The sequence below is a fragment of the Streptomyces toyocaensis genome (assembly GCF_000725125.1).
In the GTDB taxonomy this organism is placed as follows: Bacteria; Actinomycetota; Actinomycetes; order Streptomycetales; family Streptomycetaceae; genus Streptomyces; species Streptomyces toyocaensis.
Map to the genome: position 1 here is coordinate 129,946 of NZ_JFCB01000010.1, position 22,912 is coordinate 152,857.

The window sequence follows — 22,912 nt, forward strand, 5'->3', positions numbered from 1 at the left end:
CCGGGTTGTGCACCAAGATCCACTTTGCGCGCCCGCCTGCCTGAGCGTTGGCGCCGGAGGTGGTGCCGACATGAACGCACAACGGGCACGCAGCGCACTCGGCAGGTACGGCGAGACCCTGGCCGCTCGACGGCTGACGCAGACGGGGATGACGGTTCTGGCGCGCAACTGGCGCTGCGGCAGGACCGGCGAGATCGACATCGTGGCCAGGGACGGTGACGCCCTGGTCGTCTGCGAGGTGAAGACCCGCAGGGCCGGGTGCTTCCAGCACCCCATGGAGGCGGTCACGCCGGCCAAGGCGAGCCGGCTGCGCGGACTCGCGGACCGCTGGCTCGAGGAACACGGGGGAGCGCCGCCCGGCGGGGTCCGCATCGACCTGGTCGGCGTGCTGTTGCCGGCCCGTGGCGCACCGGTCGTCGAGCACGTCCGGGGGGTGGTCTGAGATGGGGTTCGCCCGCACCTGCTCGGTCGCGCTCGTGGGCGTCGAGGGCGTGGTCGTGGAGGTCCAGGCCGACCTGGAACCCGGGGTCGCGGCGTTCACACTGGTGGGGCTGCCGGACAAGAGCCTGACGGAGAGCCGGGACCGGGTCAGGGCGGCCGTCGTCAATTCCGGCGCGGAGTGGCCGCAGAAGAAGCTCACCGTGGGGCTCAGCCCGGCCTCGGTGCCGAAGGCGGGCAGCGGCTTCGACCTCGCGGTCGCCTGCGCCGTGCTCGGCGCCGCCGAACGGATCGATCCGCGGGTCCTCGCCGACATCGTGATGATCGGCGAACTCGGGCTCGACGGCCGGGTGCGGCCGGTGCGCGGCATCCTGCCCGCGGTGCTGGCCGCGGCGGACGCGGGGTACGAGCAGGTGGTCGTCCCGGAGTGCGCCGCCGCCGAGGCCTCGCTGGTACCGGGCGTGTCGGTCCTGGGCATCCGCAGCCTGCGCCAGCTGATCGCGGTGCTCACCGACGAGCCCGTGCCGGAGGAGCCGGCCGAGGAGCAGACGCGCCCCGACCCGCTGCTGGCCGGGCTGCGCGTCCCCGGCACCGGTGCGGCCACCGGCATGCACAGCACAGGCGCGGCGCACCACGACCCCGGCCACGACCTCGCGGACGTCGTGGGCCAGCTCTCGGCGCGGACGGCGGTGGAGGTGGCCGCGGCGGGCGGACACCACCTGTTCCTCGAGGGGCCACCCGGTGCGGGCAAGACGATGCTGGCGGAGCGGCTGCCGTCGATCCTGCCACCGCTGGACCGGCAGGCGTCCCTGGAGGTGACGGCCGTGCACTCGGTGGCGGGCCTGCTGCCACCGGGCAAGCCCCTGATCGACACGGCCCCCTACTGCGCGCCGCACCACTCGGCCACCATGCAGGCACTCGTCGGCGGCGGCCCCGGCACGGCCCGGCCGGGAGCGGTGTCCCTCTCCCATCGAGGCGTGCTCTTTCTGGACGAAACGCCCGAGTTCAGCAGCCGGGCGCTGGACGCCCTGCGCCAGCCGCTGGAGGCCGGGCACGTGGTCATCGCGCGCAGTGCGGGGGTGGTGCGCTTCCCGGCGCGCTTCCTGATGGTGCTCGCCGCCAACCCGTGTCCCTGCGGGCGCTTCTCGCAGACGAACGACCACTGCGAATGTCCGCCCTCCGCGATCCGCCGCTACCAGGCCAGGCTGTCCGGGCCGTTGCTCGACCGGGTCGATCTGCGGGTCGAGGTCGACCGGGTCACCCGCACCGAACTCACGGCGGGCGGCGCCCGGGGCGAGGCCACCGCCAGGGTCGCCGAACGGGTGCGGACCGCCCGGGAACGCGCCGCCGCGCGCTTCACCGGCACACCGTGGCACACCAACAGCGACATCCCCGGACGGGAACTGCGCAGCCGCTGGCACGCCGCGCCCGGCGCCATGGACGACGCCGAGCGGAGCCTGGAGCGGGGCGTGCTCACCGCGCGGGGCCTCGACCGGGTCCTGCGGGTCGCCTGGACCGTCGCCGACCTGTCCGGACACGACCGGCCCGACGCCACGGACGTCGCCCTCGCCCTGCAGCTGCGCACCGGCGTTCCGCGCGGGGTGCCCATGGCCGTCGGAGCGGCGGTATGAGCGCCGCGACCGGGCCCGAGGACGAGCTGCTGGGCCGGATCCTCCTCACCCGGGTCGTCGAACCCGGCGACGAGAGGGGCGGGCGCTGGGTGCGGGAACTCGGCGTGGACGCGGTGGTGCGGCGGCTGCGGGAGCGGGGCGAGCCGCTGCCCGGGGCGAGCGGCAGGCGATGGGCCGCCCTGCTGGCCCGGGCCGAGCGGGCCGAGCCGCGCAGGGACCTCGCCGTCGCGCGGGAGGCCGGGGTGCGGTTCGTGTGTCCCGGGGCCGCCGAATGGCCCGGTCAGCTCGACGACCTGGGGGACGCCCGGCCGCTCGGGCTGTGGGTGCGCGGGCGCGCTGACCTGCGCATGTGGGCGCTGCGCTCGGTGGCCGTCGTCGGCGCCCGAGCCTGCACGGAGTACGGCGCGTACATGGCCGCCACCCTCGCGGCCGGCCTCGCCGAGCGCGGCTGGATCGTGGTCTCCGGCGGCGCCTACGGGGTCGACGGCGCCGCCCACCGTGGCGCGCTGGGCTCCGGTGGCGCCACCGTCGCCGTCCTCGCCTGCGGGGTCGACCGGCCCTATCCGCGCGGACACGCCGGGCTCATCGGCAGGATCGGGGAACAGGGACTGGTCGTCGGCGAGTTGCCGCCCGGCGAACACCCGACACCGAGCCGGTTCATCCTCCGCAACCGGGTCATCGCCGCGCTCACCAGGGGCACGGTCGTCGTCGAGGCCGCCCACCGCAGCGGCTCCCTGGTGACCGCCCGGGCGGCGCGGCGTCTGGGCCGCCACACGATGGGGATCCCGGGGCCGGCCACCAGTGGGCTCTCCGCCGGGGTGCACGAACTGCTGCGCCAGGACGCCGTCCTCGTCACCGACGCCGACGAGGTCGTCGAACTCGTCGGCGACATGGGCGAGCTCGCGCCGGAGCGCCGGGGACCGGTGCTGCCCCGGGACCTCCTCGACCCCGCCGGGCGCCACGTCCTCGCCGCGCTTCCCGCACGCGGATCGGCCCGGCCGGACGAGATCGCGCTCGCCGCGCAGACCACGCCGGACGACGCGATCGCGAGACTGTACGAATTACGGGCACTTGGTTACGTCGAACGACACGGCGACAGCTGGAAGTTGACGCGCCAGGCGATGATGTCGCTCCGCGAAGGCCCCGACACCCGTTGACGGAGCGTGTTCGGCCGTCCGGGGGAACCCCCGACACCCCATGGGGAATACGCCAGTTGGGGCACGCCGGTGATCACGCAGAGCGACGGACGTGCCCCGGTGGGAGGGCGCACGGAACGAATCTGCGCAGGGTCCCACCTCGTTCCTTCGCACACCGCGACGCCGCAGTCACGCTACGCTCACGAGAATCCCGACACGGACAGGCAACCCGACAGCGGACCGACAGCGCACCCGACCGGCACCAGCCCACGGCAGAACGGCACAAGGCGACGAATGCCCCAGCACACCTCCGGGTCCGACCGGGCGGCGATCCCCCCAGCCGCCCGCGACGGTGGCAGCGTGCGGCCGCCCGCTCCCTCGACGCTCGACGAGCTGTGGCGGTCGTACAAGGCGACAGGCGACGAACGGCTGCGGGAGCAGCTGATCCTGCACTACTCGCCGCTGGTGAAGTACGTCGCCGGCCGGGTCAGTGTGGGGTTGCCGCCCAATGTCGAGCAGGCGGACTTCGTCTCCTCCGGGGTCTTCGGGCTGATCGACGCGATCGAGAAGTTCGACGTCGACCGTGAGATCAAGTTCGAGACCTACGCGATCACCCGTATCCGGGGCGCGATGATCGACGAGCTGCGGGCGCTGGACTGGATCCCGCGTTCGGTCCGGCAGAAGGCGCGCAACGTGGAGCGTGCCTACGCCACGCTGGAGGCGCGGCTGCGACGGACACCGTCGGAGAGCGAGGTCGCCGACGAGCTGGAGATCACGGTGACCGAGCTGCACGCGGTTTTCAGCCAGCTCTCGCTCGCGAACGTCGTCGCCCTCGAGGAGCTGCTGCACGCCGGGGGCGACAGCGGTGACCAGCTGAGCTTTCTGGACACCCTGGAGGACACCGCCGCCGACAACCCGGTGGAAGTCGCCGAGGACCGGGAGCTGCGGAGGTTCCTCGCCCGGGCCATCAACACGCTCCCGGAGCGGGAGAAGACCGTGGTGACGCTGTACTACTACGAGGGGCTCACCCTGGCCGAGATCGGCAACGTCCTGGGGGTGACCGAGAGCCGGGTCAGCCAGATCCACACCAAGTCCGTGCTCCAGTTGCGCGCGAAACTGGCCGGATTCGGCCGCTGAGCACGTCCGGCGCGGAGCGGCCGATCCTCTGGCCGCCACGGGCGGGGCGTCCGTAAAGTGGTCGGCGTGCCAAGGATTCGAGCGGCCTCCGTGGCCGAGCACCGGTCGATGCAGCGAGCCGCCCTGCTGGACGCGGCACGCTCCCTGCTGTCCGAGGGCGGGACGGAGGCGCTGACCTTCCCGGCCCTCGCCGAGCGCACCGGGCTCGCGCGCTCGTCCGTGTACGAGTACTTCCGCTCACGCGGGGCCGTCGTCGAGGAGCTGTGCGAGGTCGACTTCCCGGTCTGGGCGGCGGAGGTCGAGGCGGCCATGGCGGCCGCCGGAGGGGCCGAGGCCAGGATCGAGGCGTACGTCCGCAAGCAGCTGGAACTGGTCGGGGACCGGCGGCACCGCGCCGTCGTCGCGATCTCCGCGAGCGAGCTCGACGCGGGCGCGCGCGAGAAGATCCGCGCCGCGCACGGCGGTCTCATCGCGATGATCGTCGACGCCCTCGCCGACCTGGGGCACACCGAGCCCCGGCTCGCGGCCATGCTGCTCCAGGGCGTGGTCGACGCCGCCGTGCGCCGCGTCGAACTGGGCGCGGCGGAACACCCCGACGCGATCACCGAGGCCGCGGTCGCCATGGCCCTCGGGGGCGTACGCGGCTGACGGCCGGGTCGCGGCGCCGGCCAGGGGATCACCCGGGCACCGGAACCCCCAGCACGGGCAGCAGTCTCGACGGGCCCCTGCGAAGCAGCCACGGGGGCAGCAGGCCGAGCGGGTCCAGATAGGTGCCGGCCCGCAGCAGGCCCCAGTGCACGCAGGGCCCCGTGCAGTGGAAGCCCGCGCCCTCCACGGTACCGATCACCTCGCCCGCCGCCACCTCGTCGCCCTCGGCCACCGAGGCGCGGACCGGTTCGTGGGTCGTGCGCAACGGAGGATCGCCCGTGCCCGCCAGCTCCATCGAGACCACGCCCCTTCCGGCCACCCGGCCCGCGAACGAGACCCGGCCCGCGGCCACCGCCCGCACCGGCGCCCCCGGTGCCGCCGCCAGGTCCACGCCCCGGTGCCCGCGCCCGTACGCCGTCGCCGGTGGTTCCCAGCCGCGCAGCACCCGGGGCCGTACCCCCACCGGCCACGTCCGGCCGACGGCAGGCGTCGGGCCGTCCCCGGCCACCGGCGCGGCCGCGGGCAGCCAGGAGGGGGGCGGCGGGGCCAGCAGCGCCGCCAGGGTCAGGACCACCAGCAGGACCGGGCGCGTACCCGTCCTCGCCCATCGACTCGTTCGCATGCCGGGAGCGTTCCGGAAACGCGCGATCAGCGGCCGGACCTGTGGACGGCCACCCGTGTTGTGGACAACGGCGTCACCCGGGGCCCCGCGGGTCCCGTACACTTCTGGTGGCGACCCGGCCACCGGGTCGACTTCGCACGCCCCGACATCAGGACCGGTCACGGCCGGGCCCGGATGTCAGCGCCCCTCGGTCCTTCGTGGCAACGGCGCGTCGCGGGCGTCAGGCGCGGGAGCCGTCCGGCATCCGCGGCACAACCGAGAAATTCAAGGAGATACGGCCATGGCCGTCGTCACGATGCGGGAGCTGCTGGAGAGCGGCGTCCACTTCGGTCACCAGACCCGTCGCTGGAACCCGAAGATGAAGCGCTTCATCTTCACGGAGCGCAACGGCATCTACATCATCGACCTGCTCCAGTCGCTGTCGTACATCGACCGCGCCTACGAGTTCGTCAAGGAGACCGTGGCCCACGGCGGCACGGTCATGTTCGTCGGCACGAAGAAGCAGGCGCAGGAGGCCATCGCCGAGCAGGCCACCCGCGTCGGCATGCCCTACGTGAACCAGCGCTGGCTGGGCGGCATGCTCACCAACTTCTCGACCGTCTACAAGCGTCTGCAGCGCCTCAAGGAGCTCGAGCAGATCGACTTCGAGGACGTGGCCGCCTCCGGCCTCACCAAGAAGGAGCTGCTGGTCCTCTCCCGCGAGAAGGCCAAGCTGGAGAAGACCCTCGGCGGTATCCGCGAGATGCAGAAGGTGCCCAGCGCCGTCTGGATCGTGGACACCAAGAAGGAGCACATCGCGGTCGGCGAGGCCCGGAAGCTCAACATCCCGGTCGTCGCCATCCTCGACACCAACTGCGACCCCGACGAGGTCGACTACAAGATCCCGGGCAACGACGACGCGATCCGCTCCGTCACCCTGCTCACCCGCGTGATCGCCGACGCCGTGGCCGAGGGCCTCATCGCCCGCTCGGGTGTCGCCACCGAGGGCAAGGGCGAGAAGGCCGCCGGCGAGCCGCTGGCCGAGTGGGAGCGCGACCTGCTCGAGGGCGAGAAGAAGGGCGAGGAGGCCGCTCCGGCCGCCGCCGAGGCCGAGAAGCCGGCCGAGGCCCCCGCCGCCGAGGCCGAGAAGCCCGCCGAGGCCCCGGCCGCCGAGGCCGAGCAGGCCTGACCGCCCCGTCAGAGCCGATGACGGCGGGAGCGGTGACATCTCATCCGCTCCCGCCGTTCACCCGTAGGTCGGCGGCGCGTCGGGCACCTGCCCTCGAGTAGGTCCCTGACCCCGCGGATCTCCGATCCTCCAGACTTCGAGAAAGATTCACAGACTCATGGCGAACTACACCGCCGCCGACGTCAAGAAGCTCCGGGAGCTCACCGGCGCCGGCATGATGGACTGCAAGAAGGCGCTGGACGAGGCCGACGGCAACGTCGAGAAGGCCGTCGAGGCGCTCCGCATCAAGGGCCAGAAGGGCGTCGCCAAGCGCGAGGGCCGCTCCGCCGAGAACGGCGCCGTGGTCTCGATCATCGCCGACGACAACTCCTCCGGTGTCCTCGTCGAGCTGAAGTGCGAGACGGACTTCGTCGCCAAGGGCGAGAAGTTCCAGGCCGTGGCCACCGCCATCGCCGAGCACGTCACCAAGACCTCTCCGGCCGACCTCGAGGCCCTGCTCGCCTCCGAGATCGAGGCCGGCAAGACCGTCCAGGCGTTCGTGGACGAGGCCAACGCCAACCTCGGCGAGAAGATCGTCCTGGACCGCTTCGCGCAGTTCGCCGACGGTTACGTGACGGCGTACATGCACCGCACGATGCCCGACCTGCCCCCGCAGATCGGCGTGCTCGTCGAGCTCGACAAGCCGAACGCTGAGATCGCCAAGGGCGTCGCCCAGCACATCGCCGCCTTCGCGCCCAAGTACCTCTCCAAGGACGAGGTGCCGGCCGAGGTCGTCGAGTCCGAGCGTCGCATCGCGGAGGAGACCACCCGCGCCGAGGGCAAGCCCGAGGCAGCGATCGCCAAGATCGTCGAGGGTCGTCTGAACGGCTTCTTCAAGGACGCCACCCTGCTCGGCCAGCCCTACGCGCTGGACAACAAGAAGTCCGTCCAGAAGGTCCTGGACGAGGCCGGTGTCACCCTGAAGCGCTTCACGCGCATCAAGGTCGGCATCTGAGTCCGTACCGCGACGGGCGCGCGACCCCGATAGGGTCGACAGCAGTCGTTCGGACACGCGTCCACGCACGCGCGCGTGCCGGGCGACAGCAGATCTGACGAGGAGGCCATTGCCGTATGGGATGCGAACCACGCCCCACCGGCAATGGCCTTCTTCGTATGTGCAACACGCGAAAGAGGCGGGATCCCCGATGACCACCAAGGCTGAGAAGAGCGACGACGGCAAAGTACGCGGCCGGTTTCTGCTGAAGCTGTCCGGAGAGGCCTTCTCCGGTGGCGGGGGACTGGGCGTCGATCCCGACGTGGTGCACGCCATCGCGCGTGAGATCGCGGCCGTCGTGCGCGACGGCGCGCAGATCGCGATCGTCATCGGCGGCGGCAACTTCTTCCGCGGCGCGGAGCTGCAGGTGCGCGGCATGGACCGTGCCCGCTCCGACTACATGGGCATGCTCGGCACCGTGATGAACTGCCTCGCCCTCCAGGACTTCCTGGAGAAGGAGGGGGTCGACTGCCGCGTGCAGACCGCCATCACCATGGGGCAGGTCGCCGAGCCCTACATCCCGCTGCGCGCCGTGCGCCACCTGGAGAAGGGCCGCGTGGTCATCTTCGGCGCCGGTATGGGCATGCCCTACTTCTCCACCGACACCACCGCCGCCCAGCGCGCCCTGGAGATCGACGCCGAGGCGCTGCTCATGGGTAAGAACGGTGTGGACGGGGTCTACGACTCCGACCCGAAGACCAACCCCGACGCCGTGAAGTTCGACGCGCTCGGCTACGGCGAGGTCATCACCCGGGACCTGAAGGTCGCCGACGCCACGGCCGTCACGCTCTGCCGTGACAACAGCCTCCCGATCGTCGTCTTCGAGCTTCTGAAGGAGGGCAACATCGCCCGCGCCGTCAAGGGTGAGAAGATCGGCACGCTTGTGGGTGACCAAGCCGGGCGCAACTGACCGGGGGATGGACAATGTCCTGCCGGTCGGGAACCGTGCAGGAAGAAGACGCGACGCAGCCGGCCGCCACCCCGACGGGGAACCGCAGCCGGGCCTACTCAAGACACGCAGGAGCAAGTGGTGATCGAAGAGACCCTCCTCGAGGCCGAGGAGAAGATGGAGAAGGCCGTCGTGGTCGCCAAGGAGGACTTCGCCGCGATCCGCACCGGCCGTGCGCACCCGGCGATGTTCAACAAGATCGTGGCCGACTACTACGGCGCGCCGACGCCGATCAACCAGCTGGCCTCGTTCTCCGTGCCCGAGCCGCGCATGGCCGTGGTGACGCCGTTCGACAAGAGCGCGCTGCGCAACATCGAGCAGGCGATCCGCGACTCCGACCTGGGCGTCAATCCGAGCAACGACGGCAACATCATCCGGGTGGTGTTCCCCGAGCTGACCGAGGAGCGCCGTCGCGAGTACATCAAGGTCGCCAAGGGCAAGGGTGAGGACGCCAAGGTCTCCATCCGCTCCGTGCGCCGCAAGGCCAAGGACGCCATCGACAAGCTGATCAAGGACGGCGAGGTCGGCGAGGACGAGGGCCGCCGTGCGGAGAAGGAGCTCGACGACACCACCGCGAAGTACGTCGCCCAGGTGGACGAGCTCCTGAAGCACAAGGAAGCGGAACTGCTCGAGGTCTGATGAACGACTCTTCCTGGGGGACGCCGCAGACCGGGTACTGGGGCCCGCCCGACCACGGGCCCGGCCAAGGGGCTGCCCCGGCGGGTCCCGCGTACGATGCGCACTACGCGCAGCAGACCCGCCCCATGCCCGTCGTGCCCGACGTACCCGTACACGGCGGAGACCAGGATGTGGACCGGGGGGCCGCTCGGCTGAGCGGCCCCCCGTTCCGAGACGAGACGCCGCGGGCACGGCCCCATCCCGGGGAGGTGCCGCAGAATCCGGAGCCCATGCCCGACGCCCCGCAGCCGGCGCCCGTCCCGCGGAAGAAGAGCGCGGGACGCGACCTCGGCGCCGCGATAGGCGTCGGCGTCGGACTCGGCGTGGTGATCGTCGCGTCCCTGTTCGTCGTCAAGGCCGTCTTCGTCGGCGTGGTCGCCGTCGCCGTCGTGGTCGGCCTGTGGGAGCTGACCAAGCGGCTCGAGGAGCGCAAGGGCATCAAGGCGCCCCTCGTCCCGCTCGCGGTCGGCGGTGCCGCCATGGTCGTCGCCGGGTACGCCCGGGGGGCCGAGGGCGCGTGGGTCGCCATGGCGCTCACCACGCTGGCGGTGCTCGTCTGGCGGATGACGGCACCGCCCGAGGGTTACCTCAAGGACGTCACCGCGGGGGTCTTCGTGGCCTTCTACGTGCCGTTCCTGGCCACGTTCGTCGCGATGATGCTCACCGCCGACGACGGTCCGTGGCGCGTCCTGACCTTCCTGCTGCTGACGGTCGTCAGCGACACCGGTGCGTACGCCGTCGGCTGGCGGTTCGGCACGCACAAGCTCGCCCCGCGGATCAGCCCCGGCAAGACCCGCGAGGGACTGCTGGGGGCCATCGGCTTCGCGATGGCCGCGGGCGCGCTGTGCATGCAGTTCCTGATCGACGACGGCAGTTGGTGGCAGGGCCTGCTGATCGGCCTCGCGGTCGCCGCCAGCGCCACGCTGGGCGACCTGGGCGAGTCCATGATCAAACGCGATCTCGGCATCAAGGACATGGGCACCCTGCTCCCGGGCCACGGCGGCATCATGGACCGGCTGGACTCCCTGCTGCCGACGGCGCCGGTGGTGTGGCTGCTCCTCGTCCTCTTCGTCGGATCGGGCTGATCGGACACCGCGGCCGTCACGGCCGTGCTCACGGCTGTGGTCACGAGGTTCCGGAAGGGGCCCGCCCCCCGGGGCGGGCCCCTTCCGTCGTACCCGCCTCGTTCCGGGCGCCCGGATCTGCCCCCCGGGGCGTACCCGGCGTACCGAACCCGGACAGCCGGGCCGGGTGTGCGCCGTCGCCGGCGCGGTGGGCCTCCCATGGGGTGTGCGGTGCCCGGCGGCCGTCCGCCGACGCGTGTCCGGCCGTCGAAGCGTGGCCGGCCGGGGCGGGGACGGGGGAGCGGCGCAGCGCCACCAGGGCGACGTCGTCCACGAGGCGGGCCCTCGCGTACCGCCGCAGGTCGGAGTGGACAGCGGCCAGCAGGGCATGCGGCTCCAGGTCCGTCCAGCGCCGTGCCCGTTCGGCGAGCGGATAGAAGGCGCCCGACCTGTCGCGGGCCTCGGTCACCCCGTCGGTGTGCAGCAGCAGCGTGGCGCCTGGCGGGATGTCGGCGGTGTCCACGACGGGCTCCTCGGCGCTCAGGTCCCCCAGTCCCACCGGAAGGGCCGGAACGGACGGTTCCAGGGCGGTGACGGCGCCTTCGTGCAGCAGCAGCGGTGCCGGGTGCCCCAGGTTCACCATGCGCACGCCGCCGTCGTCGGACAGGTCGACCAGCAGACCGGTGACGAACGACTCGGCCGTGGGGCCTTCCGCCGGACGGACGTCCGGATCCGCCACGTCGCCCTGCTCGTGGACCTCCTCGCGGAACGCCGCCTCGATCTCGCCGACCGTCTCGCCCAGGGGGAGGCCGTGCCGCGCCGACCGCCGGAAGCTGGTCAGCACGCAACTGACCATCTCCAGCGAGGCCAGCCCCTTGCCCTGGACGTCACCGATCAGCACCCGAGTGCTGCGCCCGCACCGGGCTATGCCGTAGAGGTCGCCCCCCACGGCGGCCTCCTCGTCCGCCGCCAGGTACAGCGAGGCCACGTCGAAGGGACCGGCCCGGCGCGGCAGGGGGTGCAGCAGGACCCGCTGAGTGACCTCGGCCACCCAGCGGGAGGCGGCCAGCCGGCGTTCCCCACGCACCCGTACCGCGCTGGCCGCCACGGACGCTGCGCTGATCAGCAGGATGGTACTGATCTGGACCGGGAAATTGCTGCTGTCCAACTGCTGGTTCACCGCGGCGGCCACCACCGCGCAGGGCACGGTCACACCGAGCACCACGAGGACGCAGAGGGGAGTGCAGAAGATCGCGGCGAAGGTCGGACCCGCCACCATCAGAGGCCCCAGACGCACCTCCGGGGAGGTGAGCACGTCCACCCCCAGCAGGACGACCGGGAAGAGGCTGAAGAGCAGCACGCGGATCAAGGGCTGCCGCCAGACGTCGAGGACGGTCGTTCTGCCGGTGTCGGCTCGCACCGCGACCACCTCCGGTTCTGAGGACACAACGCTCCTCACCCGCTCACTTCAGGAAACGAAGCAAGCCCCGCATCCGCCTAGGGCCCTTGGTCCCTTATCGGGGCTTGCATCCTATGGGGGGGCATTCGTGTCGTGCGCGGGGAGCGGATGCACGGACGGCCGGCGGACCCGATCCGGCGCGGGACCGGGCCACCGCGGGTATCTGCGACACTGGTACAGCCATGCCTAAGCCCGGAGAACTTACCTTTGTCGCGCCGCGCGGAGCCAAGAAGCCGCCGCGGCACCTTGCCGATCTCACGCCCGCCGAGCGCAAGGAGGCGGTCGTCGCGGCCGGTGAGAAGCCGTTTCGTGCCAAGCAGCTCTCGCAGCACTACTTCGCGCGGTACGCGCACGATCCGGAGCAGTGGACCGACATCCCGGCCGGCTCGCGCGGCACGCTCCAGGAGGCGCTGCTTCCGGAGCTGATGACCGTCGTGCGGCACCTGTCGACCGACCAGGGCACCACCCGCAAGACGCTGTGGAAGCTGTTCGACGGGACGCTGGTCGAGTCCGTGCTGATGCGCTACCCGGACCGGGTGACGATGTGCATCAGCTCGCAGGCCGGGTGCGGTATGAACTGCCCGTTCTGTGCCACCGGGCAGGCCGGTCTTGACCGCAACCTGTCGACCGCCGAGATCGTGCACCAGATCGTGGACGGGATGCGGGCGCTGCGGGACGGCGAGGTGCCCGGTGGTCCGGCGCGGCTCAGCAACATCGTGTTCATGGGCATGGGGGAGCCGCTCGCCAACTACAAGCGGGTCGTCGGGGCCATCCGCCGCCTCACGGACCCCGAGCCGGACGGGCTCGGACTGTCGCAGCGGGGGATCACCGTGTCCACCGTCGGCCTCGTCCCGGCGATCCACCGGTTCTCCGACGAGGGCTTCAAGTGCCGGCTCGCCATCTCGCTGCACGCCCCCGACGACGAGCTGCGCGACACCCTCGTCCCGGTGAACACGCGGTGGAAGGTGCGCGAGGTGCTCGACGCCGGGTTCGAGTACGCGGCCAGGTCCGGGCGGCGGCTGTCCATCGAGTACGCGCTCATCCGGGACATCAACGACCAGGCCTGGCGGGGCGACCGGCTCGGGCGGCTGCTGAAGGGCAGGCCCGTGCACGTCAACCTCATCCCGCTCAACCCCACGCCGGGCTCCCGGTGGACCGCCTCCCGCCCCGAGGACGAGAAGGCTTTCGTGGAGGCGATCGCCGCGCACGGTGTGCCGGTGACGATCCGGGACACCCGTGGACAGGAGATCGACGGGGCGTGTGGTCAGCTCGCCGCGAGCGAGCGGTAATGTGACCCGGGTCAGTACATCTTCATATTCCGACAGGGGAGCGCCACAGCGCTGAGAGTGCGGCACCGGCCGCAGACCCTCCGAACCTGGCCCAGGTCATTCTGGGTAGGGAGATCGGTCATCACTCGAGCTGTTGCGCCCTGCCCGGGACCCCGCCCAGGGGTCCTGGGCAGGGCCGCGTCTCTTCCTGGTCACTCCAGGAGGAATCAAGTGGGCATCACCAAGAAGGTCACGGTCCTGGCCGTCGGGCTGGGGCTGGTCACGCTGTCCGCGTGCGGGTCGTCCGGCGGGGACGACGGCGGTGGCGGCAGTGGCGGGGGGTCCAGGACCGTGACCCTCGTCAGCCACAACTCGTGGGCCGTGTCGAAGGACGTCGTCGCCGCCTTCGAGAAGCAGTCCGGGTACGAGCTCAAGGTCCTCGAGGACGGCGACGCCGGGCAGGCCGTGAACAAGGCGATCCTGACCAAGGACAACCCCCAGGGCGACGTCTTCTTCGGGGTCGACAACACCCTGCTCTCCCGTGCCCTCGACAACGGGCTGTTCCAGCCCTACGAGGCCAAGGGCTCCGACCTGATCCTGGAGGAGTACCGCGCGGACCAGGACAAGCACCGGGTCACCCCCGTCGACAGCGGCGACATCTGCGTCAACTACGACAAGGCGTGGTTCGCCGAGCACGACGTGAACCCGCCGAAGAGCTTCGACGACCTGATCAAGCCCGCGTACAAGGATCTCCTCGTCGTCGAGAACGCCTCCACCTCCTCGCCCGGCCTCGGCTTCCTGCTCGGCACGGCGGCGAAGTACGGGGACGAGGGCTGGCAGGACTACTGGAAGAAGCTCGAGGCCAACGGCGTCAAGGTGGTCGACGGCTGGGAGCAGGCCTACAACGAGGAGTTCTCCGGCTCGGCCGGCGGCAAGAAGGCCAAGGCCGACCGGCCGCTGGTGGTGTCGTACGCCTCCTCGCCGCCTGCCGAGGTCATCTACGCCGACCCGAAGCCGGACACCGCGCCCACCGGCGTCGCGGAGGACACCTGCTTCCGCCAGGTCGAGTACGCGGGGCTGCTGAGCAACGCCGGGAACCCCGAGGGCGGGAAGGCGCTGCTCGACTTCCTGATCAGCAAGCGGTTCCAGGAGGACATGCCGCTCAACATGTTCGTGTACCCGGTGCGGGAAGGCGCCCAGGTACCCGAGGAGTTCGCGAAGTTCGGGCCGCAGGCGAAGGACCCGGAGACCATGGACCCGGCGAAGATCGCCGACAACCGTGACCAGTGGGTCAAGGCGTGGACCTCACTCGTACTGAAGTGACGCGAGCCGCGACGAGGTGGCGCGGGAGCGCGGCGCGGCTCGGTCTGATGGCCGTGCCCGTCGCGTTCTTCGCCGTCTTCTTCGCCTATCCCGTCACCGCGATCGTCGCGCGCGGACTGAAGACCGACGGGACCTGGCAGCTCGGGCGGATCGGGGACGTACTGGCCCAGCCCGACGTCCGGCAGGTGCTGTGGTTCACCACCTGGCAGGCGCTCGTCTCCACCGCTCTCACCCTGCTGATCGCCCTGCCCGGCGCGTATGTCCTCGCCCGCTTCGACTTCCCCGGCAAGCAGGTGCTGCGGGCCGTGGTCACCGTGCCGTTCGTGCTGCCGACGGTCGTCGTCGGTACGGCGTTCATGGCGCTGGTGGGGCGCGGCGGACTGCTCGACGAACTGTGGGGTCTGCGCCTGGACACCACCGTGTGGGCGATCCTGCTCGCGCATGTCTTCTTCAACTACGCCGTCGTCGTCCGCACGGTGGGCGGTCTCTGGGCGCAGCTCGACCCGCGGCAGGAGGAGGCCGCGCGGATGCTCGGCGCCTCGCGGTTCGCGGCCTGGCGCAGGGTCACGCTGCCCGCGCTCGCACCCGCCCTGGCCGCCGCCGCGCTGATGGTCTTCCTGTTCACCTTCACCTCGTTCGGCGTGGTGCAGATCCTGGGCGGTCCCACCTTCTCCACCCTCGAGGTGGAGATCTACCGGCAGACCTCCGAGATCTTCGACCTGTCCACCGCCGCCGTCCTGACGATGATCCAGTTCGCCGCCGTGAGCTCGATCCTCGCCCTGCACGCCTGGACCGTACGGCGGCGCGAGACCGCGCTGCGGCTGGTGGACGCCGCGGTCACCGCCCGCCGGCCGCGCGGCGCCGGTCAGTGGGCGCTGCTCGGCGGGGTCGTCGCCACGGTCGCCGTGCTGCTCCTGCTGCCCCTCGGGGTGCTGGTGCAACGGTCCTTCGGGGCCGGCGGTCTCGGCTACTACCGCACACTGACCCGGGACGACGGGGGAGTGTTCCTGGCCGCGCCGATCGAGGCGGTCGGCAACTCGCTGCAGTACGCACTGGCCGCCACCGTCATCGCCGTGGTGATCGGCGGACTCGCCTCCGTGGCGCTGACCCGGCGGGACGCGGGACGGCTGGTCCGCGGGTTCGACGCGCTGCTGATGCTGCCGCTCGGGGTGTCCGCGGTGACCGTCGGCTTCGGCTTCCTGATCGCCCTGGACGAGCCGCCGCTGGACCTCAGGGCCTCCTGGATCCTCGTCCCGCTCGCGCAGGCACTGGTCGGTGTCCCCTTCGTCGTACGGACGATGCTGCCGGTGCTGCGGGCGGTGGACGTGCGGCTGCGGGAGGCGGCGGCGGTGCTCGGGGCGTCGCCGTGGCGGGCGTGGCGGGAGGTGGACCTGCCCATGGTGCGGCGGGCGCTGCTGATCGCGGCCGGGTTCGCCTTCGCGGTGTCGCTGGGGGAGTTCGGTGCGACGGTGTTCATCGCGCGGCCGGAGAATCCGACCCTGCCGGTGGCCGTGGCACGGCTGCTGGGGCGACCCGGGGACCTCAACTACGGCCAGGCGATGGCCCTGTCGACGATTCTGATGATCGTGTGCGCGGTGGCGCTGCTGGTGCTGGAGCGGCTGCGCACCGACCGGACCGGGGAGTTCTAGATGCTGCTGAGCCTTCGGGCCGCGACCGTCCGCTTCGGCGGGCGGGCGGTGCTGGACGCCGTCGACCTGGACGTCGCCGAGCACGAGATCGTGTGTGTGCTCGGGCCCAGCGGCAGCGGCAAGTCGACACTGCTGCGGGCGGTCGCCGGGCTGCAGCCCCTCGACTCCGGGCGGATCCTGCTCGGCGGACACGACCAGGCGGGCGTGCCCGCGCACCGGCGCGGGGTCGGGCTGATGTTCCAGGACCACCAGCTCTTCCCCCAGCGGGACGTGGGCGGCAACGTGGCCTTCGGGCTGCGCATGCACGGTGCGTCCCGCACCTCGCAGGCCGAGCGCGTACGGGAGTTGCTGGACCTCGTCGGGCTGCCCGGGGCGGCCGGGCGGGCCGTCGCCGCGCTGTCCGGGGGCGAGCAGCAGCGGGTCGCACTGGCCCGCGCGCTCGCCCCGAGCCCCCGGTTGCTGATGCTGGACGAGCCGCTCGGGCAGCTCGACCGGTCGTTGCGGGAACGGCTCGTCGTCGAACTGCGCGAAGTGTTCGGTCGGTTGGGCACCACCGTGCTCGCCGTGACCCACGACCAGGGTGAGGCGTTCGCGCTGGCCGACCGGGTGGTGGTGATGCGGGACGGGCGGATCGCCCAGTCCGGTACGCCCCTGGAGGTGTGGCAGTGGCCGGCCGACGCCTTCGTGGCGCGCTTCCTCGGCTTCGAGAACGTCGTCGAGGCGACGGTCGGGGACGGGGTCGCCGTGACCCCCTGGGGCAAGGTCCCCGTGGCGGACGGCGCCCCGCGGGGCACGCGGACGCTGCTCGTCCGGCCCGCCGGTGTCCGCCTGGTCCCCGTCGGGGAAGGCATGCGCTGCACGGTGGTCGCGCGGACCTTCCGGGGCACCCATGTCGCCGTCCGCCTCCAGCCCGAGGACGCCCCCCGCCTGGAGGCGGCCTGTGCGCTCAGGTCCGCGCCGGAGGTCGGGGACGAGGTCGGTGTGGAGTTCGACGAGGCGGAAATCGCCGTGCTGGGGTGACCGCGGGCTGCCTAGGGTGTGCGGCATGACTCGACTCGCGTACGACCGCTACTGCCAGGTGATCGCCGACCAGGTCGCACAGGTGCGGACCGTCGTGACGTCCGGCGCCGCCCTGTCCGGCCCGGTGCCGACCACCCCCGACTGGTCCCTGGAACAGCTCGTACGGCATGTCGGCGGCGCCCTTCGCTGGGCGGCGCTGCTGGTCCGCACCGGGGCCGAGGACGAGATACCCGAGGAGCGGGTGCCGGGATTCGACGGACCGGGTGCGTGGGGCGACCCCGGCGCGCTGGACGCGTGGCTGGCGGAGTCCGGTGAGCTGATCGTCGGCGCCCTGCGGGAGGCCGGGCCGGACGCGAAGGTGTGGAGCTGGGCGGGTGTCCACCACGCCGGGTTCTGGGCCCGCCGGATGACTCACGAGCTGCTCGTCCACCACGCGGACGCGGCCCTCGCCGCCGGGCTGCCCTTCGAGGCCGCGCCCGATGCCGCCGCCGACGCGGTCGACGAGTGGCTGGAGATCGTGGAGTGGGCACAGCGGACGCTGCCGGACGACACGGTGCGGGAACTGCGCGGGCCCCGGCGCAGCATTCATCTGCACGCCACGGACGCGGGGGCGGAACTGGACGCGGAGTGGCTGGTCGTGCTCGACGAGAACGGTGTCTCCTGGCACCGCGGCCACGAGAAGGCCACGGTCGTCCTGCGCGGGCCGCTCACCTCCGTGCTCCTCGCCTTCTACCGCCGGCTGCCGCTGGACGCATCCGGACTCCAGGTGCTGGGCGACCGCGGGCTGCTGGAGTCCTGGCTGGAGCGGGCGACGTTCGGCTGAGCGCCCGTGACGGAAGTGGCCCGTCCCCCGGAGGGAACGGGCCACCCGTGTGCCGGTGGGGCGTCAGGGCCGGCCGCTCGCCCCGCGGCGGCGCATCCCGAAGAAGACCGCGCCGCCGCCGATCGCGACCAGGGCGGCCGCGACACCGGCGATGAGACCGGTGTTGGAGTCGGCGCCGGTCTCGGCGAGGTTCGACTCACCGGCCGGGGACGGCGCGTTGCTCGCGGTGTCCGCCGGAGGGGTGCTCCCGCTCTCCGACGCCGACGGGGTCGGCGTGCCGGGCTCCTCACCCGGGGTCGAGGGGTTCTCCGACGGGGTCGACGGCGTCGGAGCCGGGGGCTCCTCCTCCGTCTTCTTGCAGGCCGTCCCCGGGGTGGTCAGGTTCGGCTTGATGTCCTCGTCGACGTAGGGCGTCGCCTTGACGTGGATGCGGTACTCGGCGTTCGGCTTCCAGTCCTCCTCGAAGGTGATGGTGGTGCCCTCACGGGAGCCCTTGACCACCTGCTCGCCGACCTTCTTGATGTCGGCGCCGTTGTTCTGCAGGAACACGGTGACGGTGGCGGGGACGCCGGCCGGGTCGACGTCGGTGACGGTGATGACGCCCTTGTCACCGTCACACTTGGCCTCGGCCGAGAACTCGTTGATGTTGCACGCCGCCGCGGTGCCGGCGACGCCGAGGGCGAGCGCGGCGGACGCGGAGACGACACCGAGGGCGCGCACGGAGCGCGCGGCGGTACGGCGGGATACGGACAGAACTGCCACGTTTGTCCTTCACAGGGTACGTAAGTGCGGGGGGTTGAGGGAGTGTTGACGCTGCATCAGCACACTCATGAGGATCCCAGGTCTATAAGCGCCACATAAGTGGTGTCAACGCATATGCCGACAGCGACACTTGGCTTTGCCCTCTTATTAACCGCCCATACGTTTCAGCGCCTCCGGTGCCTCCTCGATCCGGTCCACCAGGGCGATCCGCGCGTCCATCGAGCGCTCCCGGGCGAGGGCCCGCAGCAGTGGCCAGGCCGGCAACCTCTCCGTCCAGTGCGCCCGGTTCACCAGCACCATCGGCGTGGGCTCGCCGCGCGACTCGTAGTAGTTCGGCGTCGTGTTGTCGAAGATCTCCTGCACGGTGCCGGCGGCGCCCGGCAGGAAGACCACGCCCGCGTTGCAGCGGGCCAGCAGGCCGTCCTCACGGGTGGCGTTGGCGAAGTACTTCGCGATGTGGGAGGCGAAGGCGTTCGGCGGCTCGTGACCGTAGAACCAGGTGGGGATGCCGACCGAGTGGTTGCCCTCCGGCCAGCGGGTGCGCACCTCGAAGGCGGCGCGCGCCCAGTCGGTGACCGACGGCGTGAACGAGGGTGCCGATGCCAGGACCCGGCATGCCGCGTCCAGCATGGCGTCGTCGTAAAGGGCCGCGTAGGCGCCGAGGTTCGCCGCCTCCATCGCGCCCGGACCGCCGCCCGTCGCCACCGTGAAACCGGCATGTGTCAGCGCCCGCCCGAGCCGGGCCGCACCCAGGAACTCCTCGGTGCCGCGGGCCATCGCATGGCCGCCCATCACACCCACCACCCGTGCTCCGCGCAGGAGTTCGTCCAGGGTGTCGGACATGGAGTCGTCGTGGACCGCGCGCAGCATGGAGGCCAAGATGTCGCCGCTCGCCCGGGTCCGCCGGAACCAGGTGTAGGCCAGCGCGTCCGGAGTCGCCTCGTAGCCCTTGTCGAGCGAGGCGAACAGGTCGCCGGGTGCGTAGAGGTGGCCCCGGTACGGGTCGAAGGGCAGACCGGGGACGGGCGGCAGGACCAGGGCGCCGTCGGCCCGCAGCTTCTCCGCCGCGTCCGGACGCATCCGGCAGCCGAGGAACACGGCCTCGGCGGTGTCGGTGGTGAGCAACTCCCGGGTCCGGTCGGTCAGATCGACGGCCTGGACACGGAACCCGGAGAGCGTGCCGCGGGCCGAGACGACAGCGTCGAACTCCTGGAGTGTCTCGATCTCGCGGTCCTGGTGGTGGACGACATGGGCGGGACTCGTCTGCACCCGCCCATGCTAGGCCCCTCGCGTGGTCAGCCCTCCACGGCGGCCGGGTCCATCCACACGACCTCCCAGGTGTGGCCGTCGAGGTCGTCGAAGGAGCGGCCGTACATGAAACCGTGGTCCTGCGTCTCGCCGGCGGTGGTCCCGCCCGCCGCCAGGGCCTTCTCCACCAGCTCGTCGACCTTCTCGCGGCTCTCCGCGCTCAGCGCGATCAGCACCTCGCTGCTCTTCGTGGCGTCCACGATGTCCTTCTTCGTGAACTCCGCGTACTTCTGCCTGGTCAGCAGCATCGCGACGATCGTGTCGCTGATCACGACCGAGGCGGCGGTCTCGTCGCTGAACTGCGCGTTGATCGAGTAGCCGAGCTCGGTGAAGAACTTCTTCGACGCGTCGAGGTCGTTGACGGGCAGGTTCACGAAAATCATCTGCTGGTACATGGTCGGGGCCTCTCCCGTTCGCTTCCGTGGTGTTCGTGGGGGTAGACCGGCGGCCCGCCCGGAACTCATCGGCCCGCGGGGATCTTCCCGGGATCGGTGCCGTACGGTCCCCTGCCCGGGTCCGTACCTCCTCAGCCGGACAGGGGCCAGGCCGACAGCTCGGCCACGACCAGTGACAACGGTCCGAACAGGGCGAGCAGCGCACCCGCGCGGAGCGCGGCGGCCCGGCGCAGCGTCGTCGCCGGGGCCCCGAGGCGCCGGAGCGCGGCGTTGGTGTCCGTGCGGGCCTGCCTGGCCTCGACGGCGGCCGTCAGCAGGGTCGCCACGGTGCAGCCGGCCACCAGCAGCGCACCGAGCACCACCAGGGGACCGGCGGACGCGTCCCCGCGGTCGTGCAGTGAGGCCATGACGTACGCGGCCGACATCACCGCGCACACCACGCCCAGCGGGCGGCCGACGCGCGTGGCCTCCGTCATCAGTACCCGCCCGGCCAGCAGCCGCAGCGCGCCGGGGCGGACCGTCTGCAGCAGCCGGCCGCACAGGTGGGTGAGACCCGGACCGGCGAGAGCGAGCCCGACGGAGGCCAGGGCCAGCCCGAGCAGGGCGGCCGGCCGGTCACCCGCCGGGCCCTCCGCGCCGGTCCGGCTCGCGAAGGCCTCCACGGCCAGCCCGGCCGCCAGCACCGCGATGCCCCAGGGCAGCCCGGACGGCGGCGTGTGCGCGGCGGCGGGCGGGACGGCGGCGGACTCGCCGACGGCCTCGGCGGCGCTTCCGGAGGGGTCCGCGGCGCCGTCCTGCCCGGCCTGCGCGACGGCCGTACGACGGCCGCGGGCGGACGCACCCAGCTGGGCGCCGAACCGTCCGTAGGCCCCGAACGACTCCTTCACCGCCGTACGCCGGTAGGCACCGAACCTGCCGTACGCCCGCGCCGCGCGGGGCGCGCCCGCCGCCGGCTCACGCGGCCGCATGGTCACGGCCACCGCCGCCGACGCGCTCAGCGGCACCAGGGCCAGCAGGGTCAGGGCGGCCGGGAGCGGAAGCGGCCGGCCGGCGGCGAGGAAGTCCGTCGCGGCACCGTCGACGGGCATTCCGGTGAGGTCGCCGCGCAGTTGCAGGAAGACGAGCAGGGCCACCGCCGAACCCAGGAGGCAGGACAGGGCCGTGGTGGCCGCGGAGACCGCCATCAGACGGGCGGGACCGAGCCCGACCGCCGACAGGCCGGGCCGGGGCCGGGTGCCCGGATCGGTGCGGGCGACCGCGACCGCGAAGTACACCGTGGCGGCGAGCGGGGCCGCGCACCAGGCCAGCCGGAGCGCCGAGACGGACGCCGCGTCCGGATGGGCCAGCGCGTGGCCGAGGGCGCACAGCAGCAGGAAGCCCGTGCCGGCCGACGCGGCCGCGACCAGGAGGCGCCGCAGCTGGACGGCGGGGTGGGCACCGAGGCTCAGACGGAGAGCGAGCACGTCGCCCGGCCTTCCGTCTCGGCCGTCACGGGGACCGGCGGCAGGTGGACGGTGTGCACGCGCCGTCCGTCGAGCAGCGACACCGTCCGGTCGGCGAGTGCGGCGGTCCGCGCGTCGTGCGTCGCGAGGACCACCGTGATGCCGTGCGAGCGGGCCGCGGTGGTGAGCGTACGCAGGACGTGCGCGCGGTCGACACGGTGCAGCGGGGCGGTCGGCTCGTCGGCGAACAGGACCGCGGGCGCCGGGGCGAGGGCGCGGGCCACGCACACCCGCTGCCGTTCCGCCTGGGTCAGCTCCTCCGGGCGCCTGCGCGCCCTGTCACCGATGTCGAGGCGCTCCAGCCACGCCAGGGCCGCCGTCTTGGCGCGGCGCCGGCCGGTGCCGCGCAGCATCAGCGGCAGGGCGGTGTTCTCCCAGACGTTCAGCTCGGGGACGAGCAGCGGGACCGGGTCGATCCAGCCGAAGCGCTCCCGGCGCAGCCGCTCGCGGGCCGCGGGGGTCATGGTGTGCACGGGCACGCTGTTGAACCAGATCTCCCCGCTGCGGGCGGGGAGCAGGCCGGACAGGCAGCGCAGCAGGGTCGTCTTGCCGCTGCCGCGCGGGCCGCCGACGGCGAGGATCTCGCTCTCCCGGACGCCGAGCGAGATCCCGCTCAGCCCGGGGGAGCCGTCATTGTGCCGGAAGTGCAGGGCTCGCGCCCAGAGCACGTCGTTGTCCGGTGGGGCCACCATGGCGTACACCTCGGTTCGGATCGGAAATGCCGTGCGCTCTTCGGGTTAATCCCCCGTCCGGGGGAACGAAGGCAGGGCCGATCGGTCACTGGGCACGCTAGGCAGGCCGCGCCGGGAGGCCGGACAGCACGCGGCCCCGGGCCGCCGTTTCTCACTCGAACGGGCGGCCCGGGGCCGGTGTTGATCATCCAGAAGGAAGATCGGAAC

Annotated in this window: 22 protein-coding genes and 1 riboswitch; of the genes, 15 read left to right on the plus strand and 7 right to left on the minus strand. The window is 72.2% G+C overall.

Translation table 11 applies throughout. From position 1 onward, the window contains the following. Positions 1-40 precede the first annotated feature (40 nt). From BU52_RS13855 to BU52_RS13875, 5 genes are all read left to right on the plus strand, one after another. Entirely contained in the window at positions 41-442 is a 402-nt protein-coding gene (locus BU52_RS13855) for a YraN family protein (protein ID WP_078903228.1), read from the plus strand. Between the two features lies 1 nt (position 443). Further along, positions 444-2,069, plus strand: coding sequence for a YifB family Mg chelatase-like AAA ATPase (locus BU52_RS13860; protein WP_037933333.1), 1,626 nt, complete (start codon positions 444-446; stop codon positions 2,067-2,069). Next, on the plus strand, positions 2,066-3,226 hold the full coding sequence (gene dprA / locus BU52_RS13865) for a DNA-processing protein DprA (protein WP_037933335.1): 1,161 nt from the start codon (positions 2,066-2,068) through the stop codon (positions 3,224-3,226). The genes BU52_RS13860 and dprA overlap by 4 nt, the downstream gene beginning before the upstream one ends. A 273-nt stretch (positions 3,227-3,499) precedes the next feature. Then, a complete protein-coding gene (gene whiG / locus BU52_RS13870) occupies positions 3,500-4,342 on the plus strand; it encodes an RNA polymerase sigma factor WhiG (RefSeq protein WP_037933341.1) in 843 nt (280 codons plus the stop codon). 90 nt (positions 4,343-4,432) lie between these two features. Continuing rightward, entirely contained in the window at positions 4,433-4,990 is a 558-nt protein-coding gene (locus tag BU52_RS13875) for a TetR/AcrR family transcriptional regulator (RefSeq protein WP_037933343.1), read from the plus strand. Between the two features lie 28 nt (positions 4,991-5,018). On the opposite strand, the gene BU52_RS13880 is transcribed toward BU52_RS13875, so the two are convergent. Beyond that, positions 5,019-5,612: a murein hydrolase activator EnvC family protein gene (locus BU52_RS13880; protein ID WP_051858168.1), complete on the minus strand. Its 594-nt coding sequence runs from the start codon at positions 5,610-5,612 to the stop codon at positions 5,019-5,021. Between the two features lie 280 nt (positions 5,613-5,892). On the opposite strand from BU52_RS13880, the gene rpsB reads away from it, so the two are divergent. From rpsB to BU52_RS13905, 5 genes are all read left to right on the plus strand, one after another. Next, a complete protein-coding gene (gene rpsB / locus BU52_RS13885) occupies positions 5,893-6,780 on the plus strand; it encodes a 30S ribosomal protein S2 (protein ID WP_037933346.1) in 888 nt (295 codons plus the stop codon). 157 nt (positions 6,781-6,937) lie between these two features. Next, on the plus strand, positions 6,938-7,774 hold the full coding sequence (gene tsf / locus BU52_RS13890; protein ID WP_037933349.1) for a translation elongation factor Ts: 837 nt from the start codon (positions 6,938-6,940) through the stop codon (positions 7,772-7,774). A 190-nt stretch (positions 7,775-7,964) separates the two neighbouring features. Next, entirely contained in the window at positions 7,965-8,723 is a 759-nt protein-coding gene (gene pyrH / locus BU52_RS13895) for a UMP kinase (protein WP_030824848.1), read from the plus strand. A 120-nt stretch (positions 8,724-8,843) separates the two neighbouring features. Continuing rightward, a complete protein-coding gene (frr, locus tag BU52_RS13900) occupies positions 8,844-9,401 on the plus strand; it encodes a ribosome recycling factor (protein ID WP_014675285.1) in 558 nt (185 codons plus the stop codon). After that, positions 9,401-10,525 carry a phosphatidate cytidylyltransferase gene (locus tag BU52_RS13905; protein WP_078903224.1) on the plus strand — a complete coding sequence of 375 codons (1,125 nt, stop codon included), beginning with the start codon at positions 9,401-9,403 and terminating at the stop codon, positions 10,523-10,525. Before frr ends, BU52_RS13905 begins: the two co-directional genes overlap by 1 nt. A 40-nt stretch (positions 10,526-10,565) precedes the next feature. Here BU52_RS13905 and BU52_RS13910 read toward each other — a convergent pair whose 3' ends face one another. After that, positions 10,566-11,924, minus strand: coding sequence for a PP2C family protein-serine/threonine phosphatase (locus BU52_RS13910; protein ID WP_235216329.1), 1,359 nt, complete (start codon positions 11,922-11,924; stop codon positions 10,566-10,568). A 221-nt stretch (positions 11,925-12,145) separates the two neighbouring features. Between BU52_RS13910 and rlmN the strand changes: the two genes are divergently transcribed. The 5 genes from rlmN to BU52_RS13935 all read left to right on the plus strand — a co-directional run bounded on the left by rlmN (position 12,146) and on the right by BU52_RS13935 (position 18,046). Then, positions 12,146-13,252 (plus strand): 23S rRNA (adenine(2503)-C(2))-methyltransferase RlmN, encoded by a 1,107-nt coding sequence (rlmN, locus tag BU52_RS13915; RefSeq protein WP_037933355.1) that lies wholly within the window; start codon positions 12,146-12,148, stop codon positions 13,250-13,252. 24 nt (positions 13,253-13,276) lie between these two features. Beyond that, a riboswitch (TPP riboswitch) is annotated at positions 13,277-13,382 on the plus strand. A gap of 80 nt (positions 13,383-13,462) precedes the next feature. Beyond that, positions 13,463-14,554, plus strand: a complete 1,092-nt coding sequence (locus BU52_RS13920; RefSeq protein ID WP_037933358.1) for a thiamine ABC transporter substrate-binding protein — start codon at positions 13,463-13,465, stop codon at positions 14,552-14,554. A gap of 47 nt (positions 14,555-14,601) precedes the next feature. After that, complete coding sequence (locus BU52_RS13925; protein WP_107061163.1) at positions 14,602-16,203, plus strand: ABC transporter permease; 1,602 nt, start codon at positions 14,602-14,604, stop codon at positions 16,201-16,203. Continuing rightward, the gene (locus BU52_RS13930; protein WP_037933362.1) at positions 16,204-17,223 is read left to right on the plus strand and encodes an ABC transporter ATP-binding protein; all 1,020 of its coding nucleotides are present in this window, start codon (positions 16,204-16,206) and stop codon (positions 17,221-17,223) included. Positions 17,224-17,248: 25 nt separating this feature from the next. After that, positions 17,249-18,046: a maleylpyruvate isomerase family mycothiol-dependent enzyme gene (locus BU52_RS13935; RefSeq protein WP_037933364.1), complete on the plus strand. Its 798-nt coding sequence runs from the start codon at positions 17,249-17,251 to the stop codon at positions 18,044-18,046. A 63-nt stretch (positions 18,047-18,109) separates the two neighbouring features. Here the strand turns inward: BU52_RS13935 and BU52_RS13940 are convergent, their stop codons facing one another. The 5 genes from BU52_RS13940 to BU52_RS13960 all read right to left on the minus strand — a co-directional run bounded on the left by BU52_RS13940 (position 18,110) and on the right by BU52_RS13960 (position 22,705). Then, a complete protein-coding gene (locus BU52_RS13940; RefSeq protein WP_051858172.1) occupies positions 18,110-18,808 on the minus strand; it encodes an LAETG motif-containing sortase-dependent surface protein in 699 nt (232 codons plus the stop codon). Between the two features lie 147 nt (positions 18,809-18,955). Beyond that, entirely contained in the window at positions 18,956-20,077 is a 1,122-nt protein-coding gene (locus BU52_RS13945) for an LOG family protein (protein WP_037933367.1), read from the minus strand. A 26-nt stretch (positions 20,078-20,103) separates the two neighbouring features. Next, on the minus strand, positions 20,104-20,511 hold the full coding sequence (locus BU52_RS13950; protein ID WP_037933370.1) for a VOC family protein: 408 nt from the start codon (positions 20,509-20,511) through the stop codon (positions 20,104-20,106). A gap of 131 nt (positions 20,512-20,642) precedes the next feature. Next, positions 20,643-21,974, minus strand: coding sequence for a hypothetical protein (locus BU52_RS13955; protein WP_037933372.1), 1,332 nt, complete (start codon positions 21,972-21,974; stop codon positions 20,643-20,645). Beyond that, a complete protein-coding gene (locus tag BU52_RS13960; protein ID WP_037933375.1) occupies positions 21,956-22,705 on the minus strand; it encodes an ABC transporter ATP-binding protein in 750 nt (249 codons plus the stop codon). Before BU52_RS13960 ends, BU52_RS13955 begins: the two co-directional genes overlap by 19 nt. Positions 22,706-22,912: the final 207 nt, after the last annotated feature.